A 26,357-nucleotide genomic window follows, 5' to 3' on the forward strand; every position below is an offset into this window, starting at 1 on the left:
AGATGACCGATCCCGTTTACAATGTCCTGTTTCTCTGCACGGGCAACACGGCGCGCTCGATCCTCGCGGAAGGCATCCTGCGCAAGGACGGCGCGGGCCGCTTCAACGCCTTCTCGGCGGGCAGCCAGCCGAAAGGCGTCGTCAACCCGTATGCGCTGAAGACGCTGGCGGCATACGACTACCCCGCCGACGGCTTCCGCTCGAAAAGCTGGGACGAGTTCGCCGCCGCCGATGCGCCGAAGATGGATTTCGTTTTCACCGTCTGCGACAACGCGGCAGGCGAAACCTGTCCCTTCTGGCCGGGGCAGCCGATGACCGCGCACTGGGGCATCGAAGACCCGGCGGCCGTCGAAGGCACCGACATCGAGAAGCAGCGCGCCTTCAATGATGCGTTCCGTTACCTGCGCAATCGCATCCAGGTCTTCACCGCCCTGCCGCTTCGCACCGTCAGCAAGCTCGCCCTTTCCGACACGTTGCGGGACATCGGCCGCATGGAAGGCGCAACGGCGAAGGCGGACCGCAGCGAATGAGCGAAGCGTCCGTGAAACTCGCCACAGCCGAAGCGCCCGCCGCGCTCGGCATCTTCGAGCGCTGGCTCACTCTGTGGGTCGCGCTCTGCATCGTCGTCGGTATTGCGGCGGGACACTTCGCGCCGTCGCTGTTTCAGACCATCGGCGCGGCCACGATGGCGGAGATCAACCTTCCGGTGGCGGTGCTCGTGTGGGTGATGATCATCCCGATGCTGCTTAAGATCGACCCGGCGGCGCTGCGCGAAGTCGGCGCGCACTGGCGCGGCATCGCCACGACGGTCGGGGTGAACTGGCTCGTCAAGCCGTTCTCGATGGCGCTGCTCGGCTGGCTGTTCATCGGCTACCTCTTCCGTCCGCTTCTGCCCGCTGACCAAATCGACAGTTACATTGCGGGGCTCATCCTGCTCGCGGCCGCGCCTTGCACCGCCATGGTGTTCGTGTGGTCGAACCTCGTCGATGGCGAGCCGCATTTCACGCTCAGTCAGGTGGCTCTGAACGACGCAATCATGGTGATCGCCTTCGCGCCCCTCGTCGGGCTGTTGCTCGGGTTGTCCGCGATCATGGTGCCGTGGGAAACGCTGCTGCTTTCGGTGCTGCTTTACATCATCATTCCGGTGCTGATCGCGCAAACCTGGCGCGCGGCGACGCTGCGCGTCGGAGGACGGGCGGCGCTCGATCGCACGCTGAAGGCGCTTGGGCCGTTTTCGCTGGCCGCCCTGCTGCTGACGCTCGTGCTGCTGTTTGGTCTTCAGGGCGAGCAGATCGTGCGGCAGCCTTTCATTATCGCGCTGCTTGCGGTGCCGATCGTCATCCAGGTCTATTTCAATGCGGGGCTGGCCTACTGGCTGAACCGGCGTTTCGGCGTGGCGTGGTGCGTGGCGGGGCCGTCCGCGCTCATCGGCGCGAGCAACTTCTTCGAGCTGGCCGTGGCGACAGCAATCGTGCTGTTCGGGTTCCAGTCCGGCGCGGCGCTGGCAACCGTGGTCGGCGTGCTGGTGGAGGTGCCGGTGATGCTGTCCGTGGTGCGCCTCGTCAGGTCGTCGCGCGGCTGGTACGAGCGCGGCGGGGCTCGCGCTTAGGCGCATGTCACATCCATACCGGAGACGGCCGGGAAAAGTCTGCCTCGTCGATGGCTGATGAACCCCGCGTTCCGAGGCAGCCGGTCGCTGTCACGCAGACGCTCCCTAATTGCATCGCCCGAGAGATACCGATAATGATGTGATTTGGTGTGCGTCAGCCTGTAGCCGCGCAGGGTGACTGCGCTTGCCGCCAAGGCTCCAGGGGACGCGCGATAAGGATCGACGAGACATGACTGATCTTCCCCCGCTTCGATTGGGCATCGCCGGTCTCGGCACGGTGGGCGCGGGACTGGTGTCCCTGCTGCACGAAAACGGCGCGGCCATCGCCGAACGCTCGGGGCGCAGCATCGAGGTCGCTGGGGTGTCGGCACGCAACCCCGGCAAGGATCGCGGCGTGGACCTCACGGGCATTGCGTGGTTCGCGAATGCCGCAGATCTCGCAAAAAGCGACGCCATCGACGTATTCGTGGAGTTGATCGGCGGCGAGGAAGGCCCCGCGCTTCAAAGCGTGGAAGCCGCGCTCGAAGCGGGCAAGCATGTCGTGACCGCGAACAAGGCGCTTCTCGCGCGCCACGGCGTCTATCTCGCCGGGCTTGCCGAGAAGAAGAACCTCGCGCTCAATTTCGAGGCGGCCATCGCGGGCGGCATTCCCATCGTGAAGGGGCTGCGCGAGAGCCTGCTCGGCAATTCCATAAGTCGCGTCTACGGCATTCTGAACGGCACGAGCAACTATATCCTGACCCGTATGCAGCGCGAGAAGCTGCCCTTCGCGGAGGTGCTGGCCGAGGCGCAGGCGCTCGGCTATGCGGAAGCAGACCCGAGTTTCGACATCGACGGACAGGATGCGGGCCACAAGCTCGCGCTTCTCGCGGCGCTCGCCTTCGGCGTCCGCCCGGACTTTGGCTCGATTCACCTCGAAGGCATCCGCCGCATCGAACCGTTCGATTTCGACGCCGCCGAGGAACTCGGCTACCGGATCAAGTTGCTCGCCGTCGCCATCCAGACAGAGGACGGCATCGAGGCGCGTGTCTCGCCAACCATGATCCCGAAGACAAGCGCTCTTGCCCGCGTCGACGGAGCGCTGAATTCCGTGGCCGTCGAGGGCGATTACGCTGGGCTGATCATCCTCGCCGGGCCGGGCGCCGGCGCGCGCGCGACCGCGTCGTCTGTGGCGGGGGATATCATCGACATCGCCCGCAACCATATCAGCCCCCCCTTCATCCTGCCCGTTGCGAGGCTTCGCCCCCAGACGCGGCCGGGCATGTCGTCGCATGAGGGCGGCTTCTACATTCGCCTCTCCGTCTACGACCGCCCCGGCGCCATCGCCGCCATTGCCACGCGCATGGCCGAACAGGATATCTCGCTCGAAAGCATCGTTCAGAGGCGCGCGCCGACCGATCTGCCCGGTTTCCGGCGACCGGGTAACGGAGCGGAATCTACGCCTGTCGTCCTCATCACGCATCGCACGCGCGAGGAACGTCTTCGCGCGGCGCTCGACGCTATCGTCGAGGATGGGCATGTGTCCGGCGTGCCCCAAACGATACGGATCGAGGCACTTTAAGTGCTACAGCTTTAGCCACCTGAGTTTCGCGGGAGGGCCAGGACCATGGCAAACGAGCCGTCATTCGCCAGACCGGCGAGCAGTCTCATGCGCACGCTTTCGCTCGATATCGCCCGTGTGACGGAGGGCGCCGCGGTCGCGGCGGCCAAACTCCGCGGGCGGGGCGACGAACGGCAGGCGGACGCCGCCGCCGCCACGGCCATGCATCGCGAGCTTGCCGAACTCGCCATCGACGGCCGCATCGTGGTCGGTGAGGGCGAGCGGGACGAAGTGTCTCTTCTCTACGAGGGGGAGGAACTGGGCGTCGGCGGGCAGCCCGTCGACATCGCGGTCGATCCGCTCGAAGGCACGACGCTCTGCGCGAAATCCCTGCCGGGCGCGCTGGCGGTCGTGACGATGACCGAGCGTGACTGCATGCTCAAGGTGCCGGACGTCTACATGGAGAAGATCGCCATCGGTCCGGGCTATGAACCGGGGCTGGTGAGCCTCGACCGCCCCATTGAACAAAATCTCGCGCGCCTCGCATCAGCGAAGGGCGTGCGCGTTTCCGAACTGACGGCATGCGTGCTCGACAGGCCGCGCCATGCGAGGCTGATCGAGGAGATCCGTTCAGCCGGCGCAGCCGTTGCTCTGATCGGCGATGGCGACATAGCGGGCGTGATCCAGACCTGCAAGCCGGACGAAACCGGCATCGATATCTACCTCGGCACGGGCGGTTCCGCCGAAGGCGTTCTCGCAGCCGCCGCGCTCGCCTGTCTCGGCGGCCAGATCGAGGGGCGGCTCTGGGGCCTCAATGACGAGCAGGTGCGGCACGCGGAGACGCTCGGCATCGAAAACCCCCGGAAGATCTTCCGTGTGGAGGATATGGTCTCGGGCGACATCATCTTCGCCGCGACGGGCGTAACGGACGGCCCGCTGCTGCCGGGCGCGCGCTTCTTCGACGGTCGCATCGAGACACACACCGTGATCATGCGCTCATCCACTCGCACCGTGCGCTGGATTCGCGCCGAGCATCTTGACGTCCGCAAGTTCCACCGCTGAATTCTGGCGGCTCCGTCTCACGTATGTGTAAGCAATTCAACATCGGAAACAAACATCGGCCCCAAAGCTGCGTTTGATGAACTCCCCGGCAAGAGCCGACACGCGCGTGTCGGCTCTTGCCATGCGAACCATCGTTCGCCGGAGAACTTTGCGTAAAGACCGCCGAGGCAGCGGGGGCATTGATGAAGATTGGGTTGCTTGGTTTATGGGCCGTCGTTCTGTTTCCGGCTCTGGCTGATGCGAAAGAGTGCGTCTATGCCGAAAACAAGAGCTTCCTCGCGCGCGTGGTGGCGGTCGACTCGGCGAAACGACATGCCTATGGCGGCGAGCAGAACGCGGGCGAGGTGATGGCCGAACCGTCTTTGCTCGGTGAGAAGGAAATCGTGCTTTTCTTCGAGCAGGGACCGCACAGCGCCTACACGAAATATATCCTCGACATCCTCGACAAGCACTGCGTCAAGGCAACGTTCTTCCTCAAGGGAAGCGCGGCGCTGGCAAATGCCGCGACCGTGCGCGATGTGGCGCGACGCGGTCATACGCTGGCGGCGGGCCTCTGGCCGAAAGCGGGCGCGACGGAAGCGGTCAAGTTCGAAGACGCCAGAAATGAGACGGAGAGCGGGCTCGCCGCGGTCGCAAAGGCGTCGAACGAAGCGGTGGCGCCGTTCCTTCGCGTGTCGCAACGAGCGCTCACGCCCGAGTTGCGGGCCTATCTCGAAGAGCGGGGCGTCAGCCTCTGGCATGCCGACATCGAATCGGGCGATGGCGATCCGGGCCTCACTCCGACTGCTTTCGCCAACCGAACCCTTGCAAGGCTCAAGGAAGCGGGCAAAGGCGTCCTCGTTTTTCGCGATACCAGCAAGACTACCGTCGACGCGCTCGACAGCGTCCTCGTCAACATGGAAATCGAAGGCTTCAAGATCGTTCAGATCGTGCCGGCCGCCAATTTCGTACCGAAGCCGGATATTCTCGCGAAGCTGTCGATCCCTGCGACTGTTTCAGCGCCCCGGGTAGCGAGACCCTCCACGGATCAGGCGGAGGAGCGACGTCGCGATATGTCTCCGCCGGCACGCGAGACCCAGCGCTCTGCTGGCCCGGTCCCTCAGAGCCGGTCGGACGAGCGGAGGAACGCAGCGCAACGAGCCGGAAGCGAAGACGTGCGCCAGTGACGCCGTAACCCGGAGGCCGAGCGCCCCGGAGCCTACCCGCTTTTGATTGGATCGAAAGCGCGCGCTCTATCTTTCCAGTTTGTCGCGCGTTTTACCGGAAAAAAGCCGTTTCACACGTATGCGGGACGCGGTCCAGGCAAGGTCTTGGCCGGCAGCCGGGCTGGGTCCAGGAAGCGAAGCATCTTCATGCAATTTTCACTGCGGGATCTCCTCGCAGGTGATCGATTTCGGATCTTGGTTTTTGTGGAATATGTCCTTTTTCGCGAAGGATATACTTTCTTGTTTCAATGAGTTAGGTGTCATGCGCGAAGTAATTTGCTAAAATTGTATGCCAATCGTTAGTTCGGTGCAAGCAGTGACCTCTCCATTTATGGCATTTCACTTGACCCTGACGCTCAAGCGCGCAGTTTGATGACAAATAGATGGCACTTTGTCCGTTGATGCCGCCGCCGCAATATGTCGTTGCCGGTGGTTATGTTGATCCCGCTGTTCGGATTTCGAGGATGATCCTGCAAAACCTTGCAAAGGAAGAATTGTGCGCTCCGCCGGATGACGGCATGCGAGACGCTGTCGTCGTAACGGACGAGACGGGCAAATTCCTTTGGGCCAACGCCGGCTTTGCGCAGCTCACGGGAGTTCCCCCGCACGAAATCGCCGCGCGCACTCCGTCTTCGCTGCTTCAATCGCCCGGCTTGAACGAGAACGTGGTGGCTGCCGCTCTCCTGCATGCGCTCGAAGCGCGGGAGCCGGTAAAGACACAGGTGCTGGGCGAAAGACGAGGCATTCCCGTCTGGTTCGACCTCGAAGTGATGCCGCTTCTCGACGCGAAAGGACACATCCGCGGATTCGTCGCTATTCAGCGCGATATCACCTTTTGTGTCGGAAGGGATTGCGACGTCACCAAGGCCATGCTCGGCAGCAGCAAGGCCGAAGGGCGTTTGCGCGCGGCGGTCGAAGCCATTTCGGACGGTTTCGCCATTTACGACGAAAACGATCGGCTTCTCATCGCCAACGAGGCGTTCACCAAGCTTCACGAGGGCATCGAAAACACCATCGGACCCGGAGCGTCCTTCGAAGATCTGTTGCGAGGTACGGTGGCGAAAGGGCTCGTCGATATCGGAAAGGAAGATCCAGATCGCTGGATCGATCGTCAGCTCGCCGCCTCCAAACACTCATTTTCCGAGATGCACATGCGGTTTGCTAACGGTTGCTGGATGTCGCGCCGCCACAAGCGGATGGAAAATAACGAGACCGTTCGCATATGGACGGACATCAGCTCCTTGAAACGCCAGCAGGCCGAACTTGAGGAGGCCCGTCTGCGCGCCGAATCGGCCGACAGGGCAAAGAGCCAGTTCCTGACCAACATGAGCCACGAAATGCGTACGCCGATGAATGGCATCATCGGGTTCAACGATTTGCTGCTTCAGGGCGATCTGAGCGACACGCAGCGCGATTATGCAACTCTCATCCAATCATCATCGAAGTCGCTCATGTCGCTGATCGACGAAATTCTAGACCTTGGCAAGATCGAGCGAGGCACGCTTGAAATCCAGAGTGCACCTTTCAAGATGAGCGAGCTGATTTCAACGGCGCGCTCCCTTCAAGCCCTGGCCGAAGAGAAATCTCTCGGCTTGAAGATCTCCTGTAATCTGTCGGGACAGACAATAGCCGTCGGCGACTTGAAGCGTATTCGCCAGATTCTCGTCAATCTTCTCGGCAATGCGATCAAGTTCACCGAAACCGGTTCTGTGACGCTTTCGATAACGGCCGAGAGCAACGGACTTGCCATTTCCGTCAGCGACACGGGACCGGGCATCGCGCAGGACCGGTTGCGCAAGATCTTCAACCGTTTCTACCAGGGCGAGGACTGCTCCGGAAAGGTTCGGGGCAGCGGCCTGGGCCTTGCCATCGCCAAGGAACTCGTCGAACTGATGGGCGGAGTGATCACGGTGGCAAGCGAGCGCGGAGAGGGCTCTACATTCCGGGTCTGGCTGCCGCTGTGGCTCGACACCGAACAGGCGCAGTTGCCAGCTTCTTCAGGCAGCCACGCGGGTGAGGAAGAAACGGCGCGACTCACGCCCTGCGTCTACGATGTGCTCGTAGCCGAAGACCACCCGATCAACCTCAAGCTCGCGCTCGCGCTCCTGCAGGCCGCCGGATGCGAAACGCATTCGGCGGAGAATGGCCAGCAGGTTCTCGTGAAGCTCGAAAAGCGCGATTACGACCTCATCATCATGGATAGCCAGATGCCGATCATGAATGGCGTCGAGGCTATCCGGATCATCCGTCACCGCGCCGACTGGAAGCGGGATATTCCGATCCTGTCCCTTACGGCCGATGCCATGAAGGGGGCGGAAGAATATCACGCGTCTGCTGGCGCGGATGGGTATATGGCGAAACCGCTCAAGAGCGATTGTTTCATCTCGACGGTCAAGCGCCTGGCGGAGCGGGGCCGCGATCTGCGTCTGCGCAACCAGAGCAGGGCCGCCTGACGCATTCCACCTCGGGCGGTCTTTTCATATCTCGTCGCGATTCGTCGAAACTGTTTGAGCTTCGAGGAACATCATTCGCATGAGGTGACGCTGGGCATGGAGATGGTTTGTCCAGCGGTTGCGCGCGAGGATTGCAGGGGATGATCGCCACGGCGCCTTTTTCAGCGATCACATCGCGCAGACGATCGCTGTCGTAAGCCGTAACGGCCGTCACGACGTCGGCGGGCAGTCCTTCAATCAGCCGCCCGCGTCGCATCGCCTTTCTGGCCTGCCGTGAGCGTGAATCGGACAGGGCAGCCGAGACCGCGGACAGCCATGTGGACTTTGGTGCTCAGGCTGCCACGCGATCAGCCAAGGGCCTGATCTTCAGCCAGGCCGAATCGGGAACGCCGGACCTGGTCATCGACGCTCCCCTGACAGCCTATTCCGCCGCGACGCGCGCCTTGTGCTGTGCGTGGAACGCGTCGATGCGTGCTTCCATCTCGTGGCGGAAGTGCCGGATCAGGCCCTGCACCGGCCACGCGGCGGCATCGCCCAGCGCGCAGATGGTGTGGCCTTCGATCTGCTTCGAGACGTCCCAAAGCATGTCGATTTCTGCGTGCTCGGCGCGTCCTTCGACCATGCGCTCCATCACGCGCCACATCCAGCCGGTGCCCTCGCGGCAGGGCGTGCACTGGCCGCAGCTTTCGTGCTTGTAGAAGTATGACAGGCGCGAGATGGCCTTCACGATGTCGGTGGACTTGTCCATCACGATCACCGCAGCCGTGCCGAGGCCGGAGCCGACCTTGCGCAGGCTGTCGAAGTCCATGCCGAGGTCGTTGCACATATGCGCCGGAACGCACGGCACCGACGAACCGCCGGGAATGATAGCGAGCAGATTGTCCCAGCCGCCGCGAATGCCGCCCGCGTGCTTCTCCACGAGTTCGCGGAAGCTGATGCCCATTTCCTCTTCGACGTTGCAAGGCCGCTCGACGTGGCCCGAGATGCAGAAGAGCTTCGTGCCCGTGTTATTCGGCTTGCCGAGGCTGGCGAACCATGCCGCGCCGCGCCGCAGGATGTCGGGGGCTACCGCAATGGATTCGACGTTGTTGACCGTCGTCGGCGCGCCCCACAGGCCCGCATTGGCCGGGAACGGCGGTTTCAGGCGCGGCTGGCCCTTCTTGCCTTCGATGCTTTCGAGCTGCGCCGTTTCCTCGCCGCAGATATACGCGCCCGCGCCATGGTGAACGTAGATATCGACGTCCCAGCCGTGGATGTTGTTCTTGCCGATGAGGCGCGCTTCATAGGCCTGATCGATGGCGGCCTGCAGGCGCTGGCGTTCGCGGATGAACTCGCCGCGGATATAGATGTAGACGGTGTGCGCCCGCATGGCGAAAGCGCCGATGAGCGAGCCCTCGATGAGAAGGTGCGGATCGTGGCGGATGATTTCGCGGTCCTTGCAGGTGCCCGGCTCGGACTCGTCCGCGTTGACGACGAGGTAATGCGGGCGGCCGTCCGATTTCTTGGGCATGAAGGACCATTTCATGCCGGTGGAGAAGCCCGCGCCGCCGCGCCCGCGCAGCCCGCTCGCCTTCATCTCCTCGATGATCCAGTCCTGCCCCTTTTCGAGGATCGCCTTGGTGTTGTCCCACGCGCCGCGCTCGCGCGCGCCTTTCAGGCCCCAGTCGTGCTGTCCGTAAAGGTTTTTGAAGATGCGGTCTTTATCGGAAAGCATGCTCAGTCCTTATCTTTCGGCTCGGTCTCGCGTCCCGCCGCATCGGGGGCGACGCCGCCCGGCGTATCCGTTTCGATCAGCGCTTTCGCGGCCGCGAGCCACTCGGCCGTCTTGCCCTTGAAACGAGGATAGCGCGTTTCGATCCACTCCACATCCTCTGCCGTGAGGCGGCCAACCTGGCCGTAGCGGGTGATGCCGATGGCGTTCAACGCGTGCTGTGCGTCGGGGTCTAGGTCGGCGAGCTTCGTCAGGTCGTCCGGGTCGCCTTCCGGCCGCTCGAAGCGCGCGCGCTCTTCCGCGACCTTCTCCACATCGCCGGACTTCGCTTCCGGCGGCTGAACCGGCGAGGCGGCCTCTACCGCTCCCTGAACTTCCGCCTGCGTCTGAGCTTCCCCGGCGGCGCGCTCCGGCTGCGTCTCCCGGGACTCGTCGTCATCGCGGAAGAGAAGCGTCGTCGGCCCGCCTTCCGGCGCCGAGAACTGACGCCCGATCTGCGAGCCGGGCTTCACCTCGCGCCCGCGCCGAAGCCCCGAGAGCACGGCTTCGAAGTTCTCCGGCGTCAGGTCTTCGTAATAATCGTCGTTGATCTGCACCATGGGCGCATTCACGCACGCGCCGAGGCATTCCACCTCGACCCACGAGAAAACGCCTTCGGGCGTCACCTCGCGCTCGGCGCCGATTTCTCGCTTGCAGACCTTCTTGATCTCTTCCGCACCGCGAAGCATGCAAGGCGTCGTGCCGCAGACCTGCACATGATAGCGGCCGACGGGCGACAGGTTGAACATCGAGTAGAAGGTCGCGATCTCGTAAACCCTGATATAGGGCATTCCGAGCAGATCGCCGACATAACGGATCGCGGGTTCGGGCAGCCAGCGGTCGTTCTGCTCCTGCGCTCGCCAGAGAAGCGGGATGACGGCGGCCTGATGGCGGCCTTCGGGGTATTTCTTGATCTGCTCCTTCGCCCACGCCAGATTTTCGGGCGTGAATTCGAAGTCGCTCGGCTGATTCGGATCGAGGCGTCGGACGGACATGCGGGTTCCCAGAAGTTCTGGCAGGTTAATAACCGAGATGCGCCGTGTTCGCCAGAGGTTAAGCGGGCGCAGGGTGCAGGAATATCGGCGGGAAAGCGCTCAGGATGGCAGCATGTTGGTGTATCCCAGAGCGACGAGGACGAGCGAGACAAGCGTCGTGAAGAAACTCGCCGCGAAACAATAGGTGCCGCGGCGGAAAGAGCGGATGACGCGGCGGAGCGTCTCCTCCATCTCGTTTTCGCCGAGCGTCGAAAGAAGATGATAGTTCGTTTGCGGATTTCTGATCGCGCTCCACCCGACCGACAGCGTCAGGCAGCGCAGATAGAAAAAGCACGCGACCACGATGAGCGTGGCGTCTACGGCGAGCACCGTGGCGTAGAGCGCGCGGTGCGGCGACGCCGGATAGACGAGCGCGTTGAAGAAGTAGATGCAGACCGCGAACAGGATCGCAACGAATTGCAGAAGCGAGCCCGAATTGTTCTGGATGCGGCCGATTTCGAGGAGGTGAAGGCCAAGACGCTCAGGCGAGGAAAAGCGGTTATCGGGAGTGGCGACCACCACCTCTTCCGTCTCTGCCAGATCCGTCATCTGCCCCTCCCGCACGCGCCGCGCCGGAACCTTCCGGAAAAGGAGCCCACCGCCGCGCCCATTTCCGAGCGTCAGACGTTCTTCATCGCCGACAGCGCGCCCGCGAAGAAGATGGCCGCGTCGACGAGGATAGACGGGGAAGGCGGCGCGATCCTGAGGCCGCGACCGTCGCCCTTGTCGCGCATGTTGATGCGGAACTGATACACGAACGAGATCAGCAGCAGCGACAGGAACATGAAGACGACCGAGAACGGCCCGGCGTCAATGCCGAGGATGCCGGTAGACTTCGCAAAAGCGCCGAACCCTGCGCCAACGACGGCGGCAAGCACCCAGGCAACCACGTTCCACATTGTGCCGCTTCCCCCCAACTATTGCGTTTCGTTTAACCCCTGAGCGCTGCGGTACGGCCTCCGAACGCGCGCCCTGTCCCTTCAAGGCATCCGCCGGCACCTGCCACAAAAGCGATCAGCGGTCGATCTCGCCGAACACGATATCGATACTGCCGAGAATGGCCGACACGTCCGCCAGCATGTGCCCCTTGCAGAGGAAATCCATCGCGGCGAGATGCGGAAAGCCGGGTGCGCGGATCTTGCAGCGATAGGGGCGGTTGGTTCCGTCCGCCACGAGGTAGACCCCGAACTCGCCTTTCGGCGCTTCCACGGCCGCATAAACCTCGCCTTCCGGCACGCGAAAGCCCTCGGTATAGAGCTTGAAGTGATGGATGAGCGCTTCCATCGATCGCTTCATCTCTTCGCGGCGCGGCGGCGTGACCTTGTTGTTCGGCAACAGCACCGGTCCCTTGCCCGCGGGCGAATTCAGCCGCTCGATGCACTGCTTCATGATGCGGATAGACTGGCGCATTTCTTCCATGCGGATGAGATAGCGGTCCCAGTTGTCGCCGTTCTTGCCGATCGGGATGTCGAAGTCGAGATCCGCATAGCATTCGTAGGGCTGGCTCTTGCGCAGATCCCAGGCCCCGCCGGAGCCGCGTATCATCGTGCCCGTGAAGCCCCACGCCATCGCGTCGTCGAGGCTGACGACGCCAATATCGACGGTGCGCTGCTTGAAGATGCGGTTATCGGTAAGGAGCGTATCGAGGTCGTCCAGCACCTTGAGGAAGCTGTCGCACCACGCCTCCATATCGTCGATGAGCGCCTGCGGCAGATCCTGATGGACGCCACCGGGGCGGAAGTAGTTCGCGTGAAGTCGCGCGCCGCTCGCCCGCTCATAGAACACCATGCCTTTTTCGCGTTCTTCGAACCCCCAGAGCGGCGGCGTCAGCGCGCCGATGTCGAGCGCGAAGGTGGTGACGTTCAGGAGGTGATTCAGGATGCGGCCGAGTTCCGAATAAAGCACGCGAATGAGCTGGCCGCGAATGGGCGCGGACACGCCCAGCAGCTTCTCGATGGCGAGGCAGAAGGCGTGCTCCTGATTCATCGGCGAGACGTAATCCAGCCGGTCGAAATAGGGGATCGCCTGAAGATAGGTCTTGTGCTCGATGAGCTTTTCCGTGCCGCGATGCAGAAGTCCGATATGCGGATCGACGCGATGCACGACCTCGCCGTCAAGTTCGAGGATCATCCGGAGCACGCCGTGCGCGGCCGGATGCTGCGGCCCGAAATTGATCGTGAAGTTGCGGTTCTCCGGCGGACGTTCGCAGGTCGTGGAATCCAGTTCGTGCGACACAACGGTCGCGCTGCCGTCAGCCATTTCTCTAAGCTCGTCTTGCAGTGGGCCTGTTAACCCAACACTTATGCAAGCCACGAAGGCATCATGTCTAGCCTAAAAAGTTTCATGAGGATGAACTCCTGCGGGCGAAGGTATTTCAAATATATCTTTGTCGCAGACGGCTTGACTTCGTTCGCCGTCTGGCCGGTTCCCAGAGTGCCGGAGAACAGAACGCGGCGGCGATAAACAATCACCGGGGTCAAATTCTGGATAAAGGGAGAGAACACACGGACGGCCCCCTCCATAGTTTCCATGCCGGGGTGCGCGAAACCTCGTGTGTTGTTTTTGTTGGGCCACAAATCGTAGGTAAAAATGAAAAACCTGCCATCTGCCAGTTCGCACAGGCGCTGCAGGAATGCTTCCGGATCGTCGAGCCAATTGATGACGCCCAAAGCCGTCAGAACGTTGAACGGCGCGTCGGGGAGCGTGAATGCGGGCTGGTTGAAATCCGCAACGTAAGTCCCCGGTATCGCATCGTAACAATCCACGGGGATGTATCCGACGCCGGCCGGCAAGACCTGTTTGAACGATTGGGAACCGGCGCCAAGGTCGCAGACGACATCCCCGGTCCGCAGAAGCCGTGCGGCGAGAGTTGCCCTGTCATGCCAACTTTCGCGATGAGGCCCGTTCGGCGACCATCCCGTCGTCCGAGGAAAATTCTTTTCGACCAACATAAAACGCTCCGCCCAAGCTAAATAACCAAGGCAGATTTAGACGATGCACGCCGATGTGCAAATGAAATGTAACCGAATGTAACTTGCTTGCAAAAGACTGGCACCGGCCTGCAACACAGACACAGCCCGACCGAACCGGGACGCCATGCGCCGGCCAGATCCGGAGTACCGCCGCTGAATGTAATCGACCTTAGTTCGTCGCCTTCTCGTCACCGGGAAGCAGGTAATCCGCTCCTTCCCAAGGAGAGAGAAAGTCGAAGCTGCGGAATTCCTGCGGCAGCTTCACCGGCTCATATACGACGCGCTTCTGCTCTTCGTCGTAACGCAGTTCCACGAAGCCCGTGAGCGGGAAGTCCTTTCGCAGCGGATGGCCTCGGAAGCCATAGTCGGTAAGGATACGGCGCAGGTCGGGATGGCCCTGGAACAGGATGCCGTAAAGGTCGTAAGCCTCGCGCTCGAACCAGTTCGCAGCGGGAAACACGCTCACGAGGCTCGGCACCGGTGTCGACGCGTCGGTCGCGGTCTTGAGCCTCACACGCAAATTCTGATACACGCTCAACAAGTGATAGACGACATCGAAGCGTTCCGCGCGCTCGGGATAATCCGCTCCGCAGATGTCTATGAGAGTCGTGAAGCGCCAGGCCGGATCATCGCGCAGAAACGCCGCAAGGGCGGGGATATGGGCTCGATCGGCAACCACCGTCAGTTCGCCGAACGCGAGCCGCGTCTCTTTGACGCCTTCCGGAAAGCCGCCCTTCAGAGCTTCGCCCAGCGCTTCGAGCTTCGCCGTATTCGTCATCGATTCGCCTATCGTTCAATCGTGCCGGTGCGGCGGATTTTCTTCTGGAGAAGCATGATGCCGTAAAGCAGCGCTTCGGCGGAGGGAGGGCAACCGGGGATGTAGACATCGACGGGCACAATACGATCGCAGCCGCGCACCACCGAATAGGAATAGTGGTAATAGCCGCCGCCATTGGCGCATGAGCCCATGGAGATGACGTAGCGCGGCTCCGGCATCTGGTCGTAGACCTTGCGGAGCGCAGGCGCCATCTTGTTGCACAGCGTGCCGGCCACGATCATCAGGTCGGACTGGCGCGGGCTGGCGCGCGGAGCGGTGCCGAAACGTTCGAGATCGTAGCGCGGCATCGACACCTGGATCATTTCCACGGCGCAGCATGCGAGGCCGAATGTCATCCACATGAGCGAGCCGGTGCGCGCCCAGTTGATTACGTCCTCTGTGCTCGTGACAAGAAACCCCTTGTCCGAAAGCTGAGCATTGAGTCCGTCGAAATCGACGGCTGCCCCGGCTGGCGAGCGGCCGGGGGTGTCATAAAATGGCTGAGGAAATCCGAGCGTGGTCATCGATCCAACAGTGCGCGCTTAACCCTGGTCGATATATGGCGAGATGGAGGCAAACGCCAAGCGGTTTTTACGATTCGGCGGTGCTTGCTCAATCCCAGTCGAGCGCGCCCTTCTTCCATTCGTAGATGAAGCCGATGGTGAGAACGGCAAGGAACACCATCATCGCCCAGAAGCCGGCAAGACCGGCCTCCTTGAAGGCTACCGCCCACGGGAAGAGGAAGGCGACTTCCAGATCGAAGATAATGAAAAGGATCGCGACCAGATAGAAGCGCACGTCAAACTTCATGCGGGCGTCGTCGAAAGCCGGGAAGCCGCACTCATAGGCCGCGACCTTCTCGGGATCGGGATTGTTGGGCGCAACGAAGAACGGCGCGACAAGCAGGCCAAGCCCGATAACGAGCGAAACGCCGAGGAAGATCACAAGCGGAAAATATTGCTGAAGAAGTTCGGTCATCGAGGCTCGTTCGCGAATGGGAGATGCAGCGCTTCGCGCGGCTATCCTGCTTTTTTGCACCATTTACGCAAGCGGCGCAACGTTGCTTCGCTGGTGGAAGCCGTGCGAGCGACAGTGTCCAGCGTCATGCCGTAAATCGGCCGCCTCCGCTGCGTCTCCGGGGTCATGCAAATCCGATTGCGCTTCAAACCGGACGGTAAACGGTGCTGCCTGCAAGCGCCCGAGGGGTTCCCCGACAAAGGCTGCGGAACCGACCGGCCGGAGCCTAACGGCCCTCGCGATACCACGTCAGTGCGAGGAGGCCGAGCGCGAGGCCGAGCGCGGCGAATCCCGCCACGAGCGGCGTGTAGGACACGGCCTTGACCTCAAATGCGTCCTGCGCCTTCAGGCCGAGCCACGTTCCACCAGCGAAGCGATGACCGGATTTCACCATTGATATCGAGGGCACGTCCTTCGCCGGCGCGTTCATCGTGCCGCCGAGATAAAACGCGCCGCCGCCGGTCTTGTCGAGGATTGGCCGCATCGGTTCGTCTGTTGCGATAACCTTGCGGAATTCGGGCGAATTCAGGTCGCCCGCGATGGCTACGGCTGTGAGTCCGTCCATCGCGACCCGATGCACTCCCGCCTCATTCGTCGGTATCGTTTTGGAGAAGCGACCCGGTGCGGTTTCGTCGAGGGCAACCTTCACTTCCTTGCCCGAGGGCAGGGTCAGCGTCGCCTCGCCGATTTCGCCTTTCACGGAGCGGCGTTCCACTGTGATCTCGCTCCGGCCCGCGCGCGCCGAAAGCGCCTCCTCTTCGAGGTCCGGTTCCTTCATCAGCCAGTGCGCGAGGCGTCGCAGCAAATCCACATGCGGGCCGCCGCCTTCATAGCCACGCGCCCAGAGCCAGGCGTGATCGGAGAGCAGCAGCGCCACGCGGCCCTCGCCGCGCCTGTCGAGCACGAGCAAAGGCTTGCCTTCTGCGCCGCTCATGACAACCTCGCCGCGATCGGCCTGACTATCCACCACGCGGAACCAGTGGCCCCATTTCGGTTCCTGTCCGTCCTTTTTCGGCGAGCCGGGAAGCCCCGCCGTGACGGGATGCTTTTCGCCTTCCTTGGTGATGGAGGGGCGGAACGGTTCCTCCACCACGCGGCCGGTCGGACGGGCGGGCAGCACCTGACCGAGCGGCGTCCGCGCGAGGCTCACGGGCGAGGCGTAATCCGCGCCAGCCGCCACGAGCACCGCGCCGCCCTGCTCGACATAGCGCGCGACATTATCGAGATAGACCATCGGCAGCACCGCGCGGCGCTGATAGCGGTCGAAGATGATGAGATCGAACTGGTTCAGCTTCTCGGAGAAAAGCTCGCGCGTCGGAAACGCGATCAGCGAAAGCTGGTCGATCGGCGTGCCGTCGTGTTTCTCCGGCGGCCGGAGGATGGTGAAATGCACGAGGTCGACCGCCGCGTCGGAGCGCAGCAGGTTGCGCCACGTGCGTTCGCCCGCATGCGGTTCGCCCGAAACTAGCAGCACGCGCAAGTTCTCGCGGACGCCATGCGCCTGAATGACGGTCTTGTTGTTGATCGTCGTGAGTTCGCCCGGCTCCGCCTTCAGATCGATTTCCACGATATTGGGCCCGGCGCGGTCGAAACGCATCCTGATCGGCACGGTCTTGCCGTAAGGCGCGGTAATGGTCTCGACCGGTCCGGAAGCGCGGCGGATCGAGATGGTTGCCATCCCGTCGCCGTCCTTGCCGCTTTTCTCCGCGCGGATCTCGGCGGTCTGCTCGGAGCCGACAAGGCCGAAGCGCGGCGCGGAGACAACCTCGATACGATTGTCCTTTTCGTCGGGCGCGCCCGCGATCAGCGCGTGAACCGGCGCATCGAAGCCGAGCCGCGTCTTGTCGGCTGGCACGTCGTGTATCTGTCCATCGGTGACGAACACGGCGCCCGCTACGCGTCCCGGCGGGATGTCGCCCATGGCCTTGTCGAGCGCGGCGAAAAGTTCGGTCGACTCGCCGCCTTGCTGGTCGGTTGGCGCGGCATGCACCCAGCGCACTTCGAGATCGGGAATCTGGGAGAATTTTTCCTTCAGCGCCGCTTCGATGTCGCGGGCGCGGTCGGCGCGACCGGCGAGCTGCATGCTGGAGCTTTCGTCCACCACCACCACGGCGATGTTGGAGAGAGACTGACGCACCTCGTTCTTCAGATTGGGATTGGCAAGCGCGAGAAGGAGGCAGGCGAGTGCGAGCGCCCGCAGGAAAAGGCCGCGCCGGTTGCGCCAGGCCGAGAGCGCGAGCACCACAAGGCAGGCGAGTGCCAGCGCGATCAGCACTTCGCGCGGGAAAAACGGGAAAAACTCGAACGACCAATTCATCGCGTGCCTAATGCCCCAGTCGTTCGAGGATGGCGGGCACATGGACCTGATCGGCCTTGTAGTTCCCCGTGAGCGCGTACATCGCGATATTGACGCCGACGCGGTACGACATTTCGCGCTGATCCTCCCCGCCGGGCACGACAGCGAACATCGGCCGGTCCGCGTCGTCCATCGCCCAGGCGGAGGCGAGATCGTTCGACGTGACGATGATGGAGCTGACGCCGTCCGACTTCACGCCGCGCCGCGCCGCGTCGCCGGACTCCTGCCGCGCCTCCACCCATGGATCGCCATTGTCCCAGCGGCCTGGGAAGGATTGCAGCAGATAAAACGACCGCGTGAGCACGTGATCGTCCGGCACGCGCTGGAGCGGCGGAATGTCGAGCTTGCCGAGAAGCTGAGACAGCGGCGTCCGGCCGCCACGGGCAAGCAGACTCTCGGGGTTCGCCTCATCGTTCTTCGTGTCGAAAATGATGAGGCCGCCCTGTTTCATGTAGGCATCCACTTTCGCCAGCACGTGATCCGGCAGCGGTTCGGCGTTCGCCAGCACCGGCCAGTAGATGAGCGGGAAGAACACGAGTTCGTCCTTCGCCGGGTCGACCGCGATCGGCTCGCCCGGCTCCACCGCCGTGCGCGCGGACAAGATGCGGGAGAGCCCCGCGAGGCCCGCCTGGCTCACGCTGTCCGCCTCGGAATTGCCCGTGAGAACGTAAGCGAAGCGCGTTTCAAGCGAGGCCGCCATGGCGAAGTCGGCGGCATCCTTGGAGAGGTCGGACGCATTCGCGGCAGGCTTGGGCGCAACGTTGCGGGCTTCTGCGCGCGACTCGGGCGCGAAGCTGAGAGCGAGGCCCAAGCCGAGAGCGAGCGCGGCGGCAGCCGGTTTTCTCCAGCGCGGTGCGCTGCGGCCGAGGAAGAGCGCGCATGCCACGCCGTCGAGCAGGAAGAGGCAGAGCGCGGCGAGGAAAAGCCAGGGCGCGAGCGCGATGGTCTTGGCCTCGGTGAATACGGACACGCGCGCGCCGTCCACCGCCTTGAGCGCTGCGAAGGTGTCGCCGTCCTGAACGGCGTTCAGGGCGCGCACTGCGTTCTGCGGGCCGTAAAGCCCGGGCGGGTTCGCTGCGTTGACCCGGGCCGTATCGGCGGCGCCAGCCGCTATTGGCTGCGCGCGTTCGCCCGGTACGCCAAGCTTTCCAAATCCGTCGAGGACGCGCCAGGGTTTCAGCGGAGCATCCTGATTGAGGGCGGCCGCCTGCATGTCCACGGGATCACCCCCCGTTTTCGAGGTCGGAGAGAACTGCAACGGCGACGCTTCAAGTGTTTTACGCATCATCTCGACGAAAAGACCCGAAATAGGTAGATTAGACCAATCCGGGTTCGCGGTAATGTGAAAAAAGACTAAAGTTCCGGTGCCGCGCCGCGCCGCAGTGACAAGCGGCGTTCCGTCGGAAAGGCGTGCCCAGACTTTCGTTTCTCGTGGCATCTTGGCCGGGTCGGCCAGAACCTGCCGCGTTATGGCGACATCCTTCGGGATCGCCAGCCGGTTGAACGGCGACTCCTCCTCGAAGGCTGCGGGCGTCTGGGGCGATGTCCACGTCATAGCCCCGCCAAGCGTGCGCCCGCCTTCGCGCAACGGCGCGGGAAGAAGCGTATCGCCGCCCTGTTCGAGCCTCGGCCCGGCGAAACGGATGAGCATCCCGCCGCCCTCCACGAAGGCGTTCAGCCGTTCGCGGACGGAACCGGACAGGCGCCCCACGTCGGAAAGGATGATCACCGAGGGCTTCGCCGCCACCAGATCGGCGGTCGCGACGTCGAGATTGGCGGTGCGCGGACGAACGATTTCCGCGAAGGGCGTCAGAGCGCGTTCGAGATAATAGGTCGGCGACAGGAGCGGCTGCGCTTCGTCGTTTCCTTCGGTCGCCACGAGGCCCACGCGACGGCGCTGCGAGCGCCCGTCGAGCAGAAAAACAGCGCCCGCTGACGCCTCGCCCACGATTTCGAGCCGCGCGACCTGATTGCGAAGATCGAGCGGCAGGTCAAAGGCGACTTCCGCCGATGACGCCCCGCTCCTGACATCGAAGGACGCCACGGACAACCGCTCGCCGCGCGCCGTCAATGCCGCGACCTGACCGCTCTGGGGCGACGAGTCCGCTCGAAGGATCTTCGCCGCGATCGGTCCGGCATTCGCAGACGTCGCCCGGGTCAGCGCGAGCGCGCCGGCGCCGTTCGGATCGCCGTAAAGGTCAATGACACCGCCGGCAGCAACGTTCGCCAGCGCCTTGTTGAGCGCCGAGGCGCCGCTGTCCTCGATGCCGTCCGCGAGCCAGGCCACGGAAAGCTTGCCGCGCTGCGCGCCAAGCTCGCGCTCCACCTGCGCGGCAAGCCCCGCGCGGTCGCCGGGGTACGGCTGCGGCAAGAGCGAGGCGAAGCGCTGGCGGAATTCCACGGGGGTCAGCGGCTGAAGCGGCGCGGCTGGGCCGGCTGTGACTCCAAGAAACAGCGTCTGTCCACTGCCTTCGGCGAGAGCGGCGAGTTGCTCGGCGAAGGCACGGCGCGCGGCCCAGCGGCTCGCGCTCTGCCAGCCGTTGTCCACGACGACAAGGAGCGGCTGCGCGAGCGACGAACTGGCCGTTGCCGGGGGCTTGATGTGCGGCCCGGCGAGCGCGCCGATCACGGCTGCGGCAACGAGAATGCGCAAGGCTGTAAGCCACCACGGGCTGCGCACGGGCGTCTTCTCGCGATGCTTCAGCCCGACAAGGATGGAGGTCGGCGGGAAGGCGACGGTGTCCGGGCGCGGCGGCGTAGCGCGAAGCAGCCACCAGATCAGCGGCAGCGCGGCAAGCCCCGTCAGCATCCAGGGCGCGGAAAAGCTTAGCGATTGAAGCGTGCCGATCATGGATCGTTCCCCGCCTGCGGTTGGCCCTTCACGAAGCCTGTCGCACGGTAGGCTTTTTCGAGGCCCGACAAATGCATGTGCAGCGCGAGCAGCGCTTCAGTCGCGGCGCGATCGGTGTGATGCAGAAAGGGCGACCAGCCGACGGCACGGGCATGCTGGGCAAGAGCGGCCTTATGAGCGGCAAGTCTCGCGCCATAATCGTCCCGCAGGCTTTCGGCGCGCTCGGCGACATAATGCTCGCCGTTTTCGGCGTCCACGAAGTCGACGCGGCCCTGATAGGGAAGGCTCTCCTCCGCGGGGTCGAGGATACGCATGAGATGGCCGCGCGAACCCTGGCGCGCGAGGAGCGCGAAACGCGCCGCGAGCGAGGCTTCCGGCTCAAGAAAATCGCTGAAGATCACGATTTCCGAATGACGGCTGACGCGTCGGCCGCCTTCCGGCAGGCCGTCCAGCGCGCCGATGCCCCGCACAATCGCCTCGACCATCGCGGTGGCGGCGTTCCGCCTCGTCTTCGGCTCCATGAGCCCCGGGATGCCGACACGCTCGCCCGCCTCGGAAAGGAGCGTCGCCAGCGCGAGCGCCAGAACCACCGCCCGCTCTGCCTTCGATTGCGATGCCAGGTGCGAGCGAAACATCATGGACGGCGAAAGGTCGATCCAGATCCAGACCGTGTGCGCCGCCTCCCACTCGCGTTCGCGGACGTAAAGGTGGCTCGAACCGGCGGAGCGCCGCCAGTCGATCAGCGCGGACGGGTCGCCCGCCTCGAAAGTGCGGTATTGCCAGAAGGTTTCGCCAGGCCCCGCGCGCCGCCGTCCATGCGTTCCCTGCGCGACCGTGATCGCCACGCGCCGCGCTTCCATCAGAAGCGCGGGCAGTTTGGCCACGAGATCCTGCGATGCGCCTTCGAGAGCGAGGGCCGAGGGCCGCGAAAGGAGTTCCGACGCAGTCGTCAAAGGGGGCGGCCTCGGCTATTTCAGCTTAGCGAGCAGGGAATCGATGACCTCGTCGACGGTGACGTTCTCCGTGCGCGCCCCGAAGGTCAGCGCCATGCGGTGGCGCAACACGGGCTTGGCGAGCGCAATCACATCGTCGATGGACGGCGCGAACCGGCCGTCGAGCAGAGCGCGGGCGCGGACCGTAAGCATGAGCGACTGGCTCGCGCGCGGACCCGGACCCCAGGCGACAAGTTCGTTTACGCGCGGCCCGGCTTCCTGCGTGTTCGGACGCGCGGAGCGGACAAGCCCAAGGATGGCGTCGACCACGCTGTCGCCCGCCGGAACCTGGCGCACGAGCCGTTGCGCCGCGATCACTTCGTCTGCCGTCAGCACGGGCTGCACGGTGCGGTCCTCGGTGCCGGTGGTGGAATAAAGCATGCGGCGTTCCGCGGCCGCGTCGGGATAGGACACGTCCACCTGAAGCAGGAAGCGGTCGAGCTGCGCCTCGGGCAGCGGATAGGTGCCTTCCTGCTCAAGCGGGTTTTGCGTCGCGAGCACGAAGAAGGGCGACGGCAGCGGGTAGGTCTGCCCGGCATAGGTCACCTGCTGCTCCTGCATCGCCTGAAGGAGCGCCGATTGCGTCTTCGGGCTGGCGCGGTTGATCTCGTCCGCCATGAGAAGCTGCGCGAAGACCGGCCCCGGCACGAAGCGGAAGCTGCGGCGACCGTCTTTCTCCTCAAGCACTTCGGTGCCGACGATGTCGGACGGCATGAGGTCGGGCGTGAACTGGATGCGCTTCGCGTCAAGTCCGAGGGCAGAGCCCAGCGCCTCGACGAGCGAGGTCTTCGCGAGGCCCGGTACGCCGATCAGCAGCGCGTGGCCGCCGGACAGGATGTTGACGAGCACAAGCTCGATGACGGCATCCTGCCCGAAGATGACGCGGGAGATCGATTCCTTGACGCGCGCAACTTTTGCGCGAATGTCGTCCACGCGGGAAACGATGTCCGGCTCGGAGGGATGCAGCATCGATTCAAACCTGCTGGGTTAAGACGCACTTCGATAATGAGAGTATATGCTGCCGCGCCCCGGTGATACAACCGCCGGGGAGCAGCCTTAACGCCTGGCGGCGCGCTTTGGCAGCGGCTCACATTCTGGAAGAGCGCTGCATCACTTTGTTCGTTTTGTGGAGACGGTGCCCATGGCAGGGCTTTCGGCGCAGGTATCCGGGCTTGAGATAAGTCCCTTTTCGCCAACGGGTTTTTCCGCCCTGGCGCATTCGCGCGGCATCGGCCTCGAAAAGGCGGTCTGGATGACGAAACAGCCGGTTACCTACGGCATCGACGCGGGGCGGCGCCTCGACGAGACGGGTAATCCTAACGCAAATTTAAGGCTCGAATTTCTCATTCCCCCCGAGAAATGGCGCATGGCGGCGGTGCTCGTGCCCATCGTCGCGCGCGAGCCCGAGGTGACGGTGCTGCTGACGCTGCGCACGGCGCATCTGTCCGCGCATGCCGGGCAGGTGGCGTTTCCGGGCGGGAAAATCGAAACGTCGGATCCGACGCCCATCCACAGCGCGCTGCGCGAGGCGCGCGAGGAAATCGGCCTTCTCCCGGAATTGGTGAAGCCCCTCGCGCTGCTCGATCTTCATAACACCGGCACGGGCTTTCGCGTCATCCCCGTGATGGGGCTGGTGGACCCGTCTTTCGTGCCCCAACCTGAGCCGAACGAGGTGGCAGACGTTTTCGAGGTGCCGCTCTCCTTCCTCATGAATGAGCAGAATCATCTGCGCCATTTGCGCGAGTGGCAGGACTACCGCATCCTGTTTCACGCGATGCAGTTCGAGGAGCGGTTCATCTGGGGCGCGACGGCTGCAATGTTGCGCAACCTTTACGAAAGGCTGTATGCCCCGCGATACGAGGGCGAGACGACATATGACCAAGCTTGAAAACGTGACTGTGGCGGATGCGGCGTGGTTTCGCGCGCCCGAGGTGCGGGCCGTGTTCGCCTGCCTCAACCGCGAGGGGTTCGAGGTGCGCGCGGTCGGCGGCGCGGTGCGCAACGCGCTTCTCGACGAGCCGGTGATGGACGTCGATTTCGCGACGACCGCGAAGCCGGACGACACGCTTCGCCTTGCTGCCGCCGCCGGCATCAAGACGGTGCCGACCGGCATCGACCATGGCACGATCACGCTCGTGGTGGACGGCGTTCCCTTCGAGGTGACGACGCTGCGCCGCGATGTCGATACCGACGGAAGACGCGCGACTGTGGCCTTCGCCGACAATTGGGCAGAGGACGCACGCCGCCGTGATTTCACGCTCAACGCCCTTTATGCAGACGCCGCCGGTGCGGTTTACGATCCGCTCGATGGACTGCCGGACCTTCTCGCGCGACGCGTGCGGTTTGTCGGCGACGCGGATACGCGCATCCGCGAAGACTATTTGCGCATTCTGCGATTCTTCCGCTTCAGCGCCGACTATGCGAATGGCGACTTCGACGCGGACGGCGTGGCCGCCGCGATTCGCGAGCGGCATGGATTGAGGCGCCTTTCGGCGGAGCGCGTTCGCGCGGAAATGCTGCGGATTCTGGTGACGGTGCGCGCCCCCGACGCGATTCGCGTCATGGACGAAAGCGGGCTCCTTCTCATCGTGCTCGGCGGCATCGCCCGGCGCAGCCGATTCGAGCGCATCGCTGCAATCGAGGCTGAACTTGAGATGATGCCCGATCCGATGTACCGGCTCGCCGCGCTCTCGATCTTCGTCGAGGAGGACGCAGAGCGGCTCGCGGGCAGGCTGCGGCTATCGAACGACGAGCGAAACGATCTGATGGGGCTCGCTTCCGTTGCGCCGTGGTTTCGGGCACCGCTGGGCAAGCGGGATCTCGAAACGCTCCTCTATCGAATCGGCGCGCGCACCTATCTCGGCAGCGTGCTGATCGGCTGGGCTGCGTCCGGCGCGCCTTTGGACGATGGCGCATGGCGATTCGCGGCCGAACTGCCGCGCGAATGGCAGCGCCCCAAATTCCCGGTCAACGGCGCGGATCTTCTGAACGAGGGGTGGCTGCCCGGTCCTGGGCTCGGCGCGCATTTGCGCTATCTCGAAGAGCGGTTTATCGCCAGCGGCTTCACGCTCGACCGCGAGGCGCTTCTTGCGCTGGAGGAGAGGAACGCGCGCCCGAACGGCGTGGCGGGATCGAAGCCGGGAACTTAAGACTTCTCAGACCTCCCTCCCATACCTTAGTCTTGCAGGTGACATTCTTGTCATTCGCGTCGTTTGATAGAGAGGGGCCGATGCGGTACGGAACAGGTCGCGGCAACGAGGACAGCGATGATGCAGGCAGCGTTTCGGACGTGATCGGCACGATCGGTCTTTTTTACATTGCGCTCTTGCTGATCGCCCTGCTTGTGGTCAAGATGGAGCCGCTGCGGATCGATGACGGGCCGCGCAATCCGCGCGCGGTGGCTCTTAACGTTCTCGGCTCGTGAAACCAGAGCGTTACCGAGAGAGAAATGTGGCTTCACGCCGCCCGACATTGACGCTCGCCGGCTTCGCAGGTATATGCAGGGCAGGTTGCTGCCCAAGGGGCTAGCGGACACGGTATTTCATTCCCGAAATAGCTCGAAGGCGCGGGTTGTTCGCTCGCGAGAGGACTACGTCATATGGCAAATACGAAATCGGCCAAGAAAGCCGCCCGTCAGGCGGAACGCCGCACGCTGATCAACAAGGCGCGCAAGAGCCGCGTGCGCACCTTCGTGCGTAAGGTTGAGGAAGCGATCGCGTCCGGCAACAAGGAAGCCGCAAATCTGGCGCTTCGCGAGGCACAACCTGAGATCATGCGCTCGGCCTCGAAGGGCATCCTCCACAAGAACACCGCGTCTCGCAAGATCTCCCGGCTGTCGGCTCGCATCAAGGCTCTCGGCCAGGCTGCCTAGATTTCTGAAAGCTGATGCGGAATTGCATCAGTAACTTAAGCGAGCGTTTCGCTCCCGCTGAAAAGATGGAGCGAAATTTATAACGGTTTCAGATGCTTAGTGCTCCGTGCACGAAGGCGCCCATTGCGCTGGGCTAGTTGCGCTTCTCCGGCCAAAGAAAATCAGCAACCAATGCGGGAGCCGCCGACAGGCGGCCCCGCATTTTTTATCGCGGCGCAAAAGTAAACGAATCGTTAACGATTCCAGTTGCTTGCGAGCCATTTTCCGTGTCGGCGCGAAGAGCGAAATGCAATCTTGGCGTGTGGATTTAGAGCTTGGGCCGAGGGGGAGGCCACTTGCGCAGGGGCTCCAGCCTTTGTATTGTTGGGTCTCCGAACGGGGGTGTTCCCCTCCTGAAAGTGTAACCTTGTAATGCGTACCGAGCTGAGCCAAGTGGGGTGGCCTCCACGGGTGCAGCGCGATGTCCATGATCAGGCAATGGATAGTCGGTGCGCGCCGGACTTCGTCCGGAGTTGTGTTCACCTTCTGTCCGCAAGGCATTGGGCGGGAGGAAGACGTATGCGAAGTGAAAGCATCGCGGCTCTGCCGCAATCTGTATGTGTTTATGCGTGGAAGTTCCCTGTTACGCGCCATATGCGTCCGGTTCTTTCGGATCAGGCGCACGGACTCGTTCCGCGACATCAGCGTCGCCATCGGGTCGAAACCTCGAAGGCCGAGCATCCTTCCCTTCCATGGAAGGCTTATGTCGCATCGAGGGAGTTCCAGAATCTGGCATCCGAACTCGCCGACGCGGTCTTTGTGTCCGCCCCGGCCAGCCATCCTTCCCAG

23 protein-coding genes and 1 pseudogene are annotated in these 26,357 nt (G+C 63.3%); 10 read left to right on the forward strand and 14 right to left on the reverse strand.

Annotated features, from left to right (window positions below):
• The first annotated feature begins 2 nt into the window (after positions 1-2).
• From QM659_RS00085 to QM659_RS00110, 6 genes are all read left to right on the forward strand, one after another.
• The gene (locus QM659_RS00085) at positions 3-530 is read left to right on the forward strand and encodes an arsenate reductase ArsC (RefSeq protein ID WP_415186917.1); all 528 of its coding nucleotides are present in this window, start codon (positions 3-5) and stop codon (positions 528-530) included.
• Complete coding sequence (gene arsB, locus QM659_RS00090; RefSeq protein ID WP_415186918.1) at positions 527-1,609, forward strand: ACR3 family arsenite efflux transporter; 1,083 nt, start codon at positions 527-529, stop codon at positions 1,607-1,609. Before QM659_RS00085 ends, arsB begins: the two co-directional genes overlap by 4 nt.
• A gap of 229 nt (positions 1,610-1,838) precedes the next feature.
• A complete protein-coding gene (locus QM659_RS00095) occupies positions 1,839-3,170 on the forward strand; it encodes a homoserine dehydrogenase (protein WP_415186919.1) in 1,332 nt (443 codons plus the stop codon).
• A gap of 45 nt (positions 3,171-3,215) precedes the next feature.
• A complete protein-coding gene (gene glpX / locus QM659_RS00100; protein WP_415186920.1) occupies positions 3,216-4,211 on the forward strand; it encodes a class II fructose-bisphosphatase in 996 nt (331 codons plus the stop codon).
• Between the two features lie 182 nt (positions 4,212-4,393).
• On the forward strand, positions 4,394-5,377 hold the full coding sequence (locus tag QM659_RS00105) for a polysaccharide deacetylase family protein (RefSeq protein ID WP_415186921.1): 984 nt from the start codon (positions 4,394-4,396) through the stop codon (positions 5,375-5,377).
• A gap of 557 nt (positions 5,378-5,934) precedes the next feature.
• Positions 5,935-7,869: an ATP-binding protein gene (locus QM659_RS00110; RefSeq protein ID WP_415186922.1), complete on the forward strand. Its 1,935-nt coding sequence runs from the start codon at positions 5,935-5,937 to the stop codon at positions 7,867-7,869.
• Here the strand turns inward: QM659_RS00110 and QM659_RS00115 are convergent.
• From QM659_RS00115 to QM659_RS00180, 14 genes and pseudogenes are all read right to left on the reverse strand, one after another.
• A pseudogene (locus tag QM659_RS00115) lies at positions 7,845-8,240 on the reverse strand (transposase); the annotation flags it as partial. The gene QM659_RS00110 and the pseudogene QM659_RS00115 overlap by 25 nt on opposite strands.
• A gap of 50 nt (positions 8,241-8,290) precedes the next feature.
• The gene (gene nuoF, locus QM659_RS00120; protein ID WP_303484836.1) at positions 8,291-9,583 is read right to left on the reverse strand and encodes an NADH-quinone oxidoreductase subunit NuoF; all 1,293 of its coding nucleotides are present in this window, start codon (positions 9,581-9,583) and stop codon (positions 8,291-8,293) included.
• A 2-nt stretch (positions 9,584-9,585) separates the two neighbouring features.
• Positions 9,586-10,614 (reverse strand): NADH-quinone oxidoreductase subunit NuoE, encoded by a 1,029-nt coding sequence (gene nuoE, locus QM659_RS00125; RefSeq protein ID WP_415186923.1) that lies wholly within the window; start codon positions 10,612-10,614, stop codon positions 9,586-9,588.
• A 99-nt stretch (positions 10,615-10,713) separates the two neighbouring features.
• A complete protein-coding gene (locus QM659_RS00130) occupies positions 10,714-11,202 on the reverse strand; it encodes a hypothetical protein (RefSeq protein ID WP_415186924.1) in 489 nt (162 codons plus the stop codon).
• A 71-nt stretch (positions 11,203-11,273) separates the two neighbouring features.
• Positions 11,274-11,552, reverse strand: a complete 279-nt coding sequence (locus tag QM659_RS00135; protein ID WP_127077691.1) for a hypothetical protein — start codon at positions 11,550-11,552, stop codon at positions 11,274-11,276.
• Between the two features lie 115 nt (positions 11,553-11,667).
• Positions 11,668-12,912, reverse strand: coding sequence for an NADH-quinone oxidoreductase subunit D (locus tag QM659_RS00140; protein WP_415186925.1), 1,245 nt, complete (start codon positions 12,910-12,912; stop codon positions 11,668-11,670).
• Positions 12,913-12,953: 41 nt separating this feature from the next.
• Complete coding sequence (locus QM659_RS00145; RefSeq protein WP_415186926.1) at positions 12,954-13,604, reverse strand: methyltransferase domain-containing protein; 651 nt, start codon at positions 13,602-13,604, stop codon at positions 12,954-12,956.
• A gap of 190 nt (positions 13,605-13,794) precedes the next feature.
• Positions 13,795-14,403 carry an NADH-quinone oxidoreductase subunit C gene (locus QM659_RS00150; RefSeq protein WP_415186927.1) on the reverse strand — a complete coding sequence of 203 codons (609 nt, stop codon included), beginning with the start codon at positions 14,401-14,403 and terminating at the stop codon, positions 13,795-13,797.
• 8 nt (positions 14,404-14,411) lie between these two features.
• A complete protein-coding gene (locus QM659_RS00155; protein WP_127077685.1) occupies positions 14,412-14,966 on the reverse strand; it encodes an NADH-quinone oxidoreductase subunit NuoB in 555 nt (184 codons plus the stop codon).
• 88 nt (positions 14,967-15,054) lie between these two features.
• Positions 15,055-15,420 carry an NADH-quinone oxidoreductase subunit A gene (locus QM659_RS00160; RefSeq protein ID WP_127077683.1) on the reverse strand — a complete coding sequence of 122 codons (366 nt, stop codon included), beginning with the start codon at positions 15,418-15,420 and terminating at the stop codon, positions 15,055-15,057.
• A gap of 265 nt (positions 15,421-15,685) precedes the next feature.
• Positions 15,686-17,776: a hypothetical protein gene (locus QM659_RS00165; RefSeq protein ID WP_415186928.1), complete on the reverse strand. Its 2,091-nt coding sequence runs from the start codon at positions 17,774-17,776 to the stop codon at positions 15,686-15,688.
• Between the two features lie 7 nt (positions 17,777-17,783).
• On the reverse strand, positions 17,784-20,666 hold the full coding sequence (locus tag QM659_RS00170) for a DUF4159 domain-containing protein (protein ID WP_415186929.1): 2,883 nt from the start codon (positions 20,664-20,666) through the stop codon (positions 17,784-17,786).
• Positions 20,663-21,619: a DUF58 domain-containing protein gene (locus QM659_RS00175; RefSeq protein WP_415186930.1), complete on the reverse strand. Its 957-nt coding sequence runs from the start codon at positions 21,617-21,619 to the stop codon at positions 20,663-20,665. Before QM659_RS00175 ends, QM659_RS00170 begins: the two co-directional genes overlap by 4 nt.
• Positions 21,620-21,634: 15 nt before the next feature.
• A complete protein-coding gene (locus QM659_RS00180; protein WP_127077675.1) occupies positions 21,635-22,627 on the reverse strand; it encodes an AAA family ATPase in 993 nt (330 codons plus the stop codon).
• A 172-nt stretch (positions 22,628-22,799) separates the two neighbouring features.
• Here QM659_RS00180 and QM659_RS00185 point away from each other — a divergent pair, with 172 nt between their 5' ends.
• From QM659_RS00185 to rpsT, 4 genes are all read left to right on the forward strand, one after another.
• Positions 22,800-23,546 (forward strand): CoA pyrophosphatase, encoded by a 747-nt coding sequence (locus QM659_RS00185; RefSeq protein WP_415186931.1) that lies wholly within the window; start codon positions 22,800-22,802, stop codon positions 23,544-23,546.
• Complete coding sequence (locus QM659_RS00190) at positions 23,533-24,807, forward strand: CCA tRNA nucleotidyltransferase (protein WP_415186932.1); 1,275 nt, start codon at positions 23,533-23,535, stop codon at positions 24,805-24,807. Before QM659_RS00185 ends, QM659_RS00190 begins: the two co-directional genes overlap by 14 nt.
• Before the next feature lie 80 nt (positions 24,808-24,887).
• Positions 24,888-25,082, forward strand: a complete 195-nt coding sequence (locus QM659_RS00195; RefSeq protein WP_415186933.1) for a hypothetical protein — start codon at positions 24,888-24,890, stop codon at positions 25,080-25,082.
• 174 nt (positions 25,083-25,256) lie between these two features.
• A complete protein-coding gene (gene rpsT / locus QM659_RS00200) occupies positions 25,257-25,529 on the forward strand; it encodes a 30S ribosomal protein S20 (RefSeq protein WP_127077670.1) in 273 nt (90 codons plus the stop codon).
• The last annotated feature ends 828 nt before the right edge of the window (positions 25,530-26,357 follow it).

This window comes from Rhodomicrobium sp. (genome assembly GCF_047605405.1).
Lineage (GTDB): Bacteria > Pseudomonadota > Alphaproteobacteria > Rhizobiales > Rhodomicrobiaceae > Rhodomicrobium > Rhodomicrobium lacus.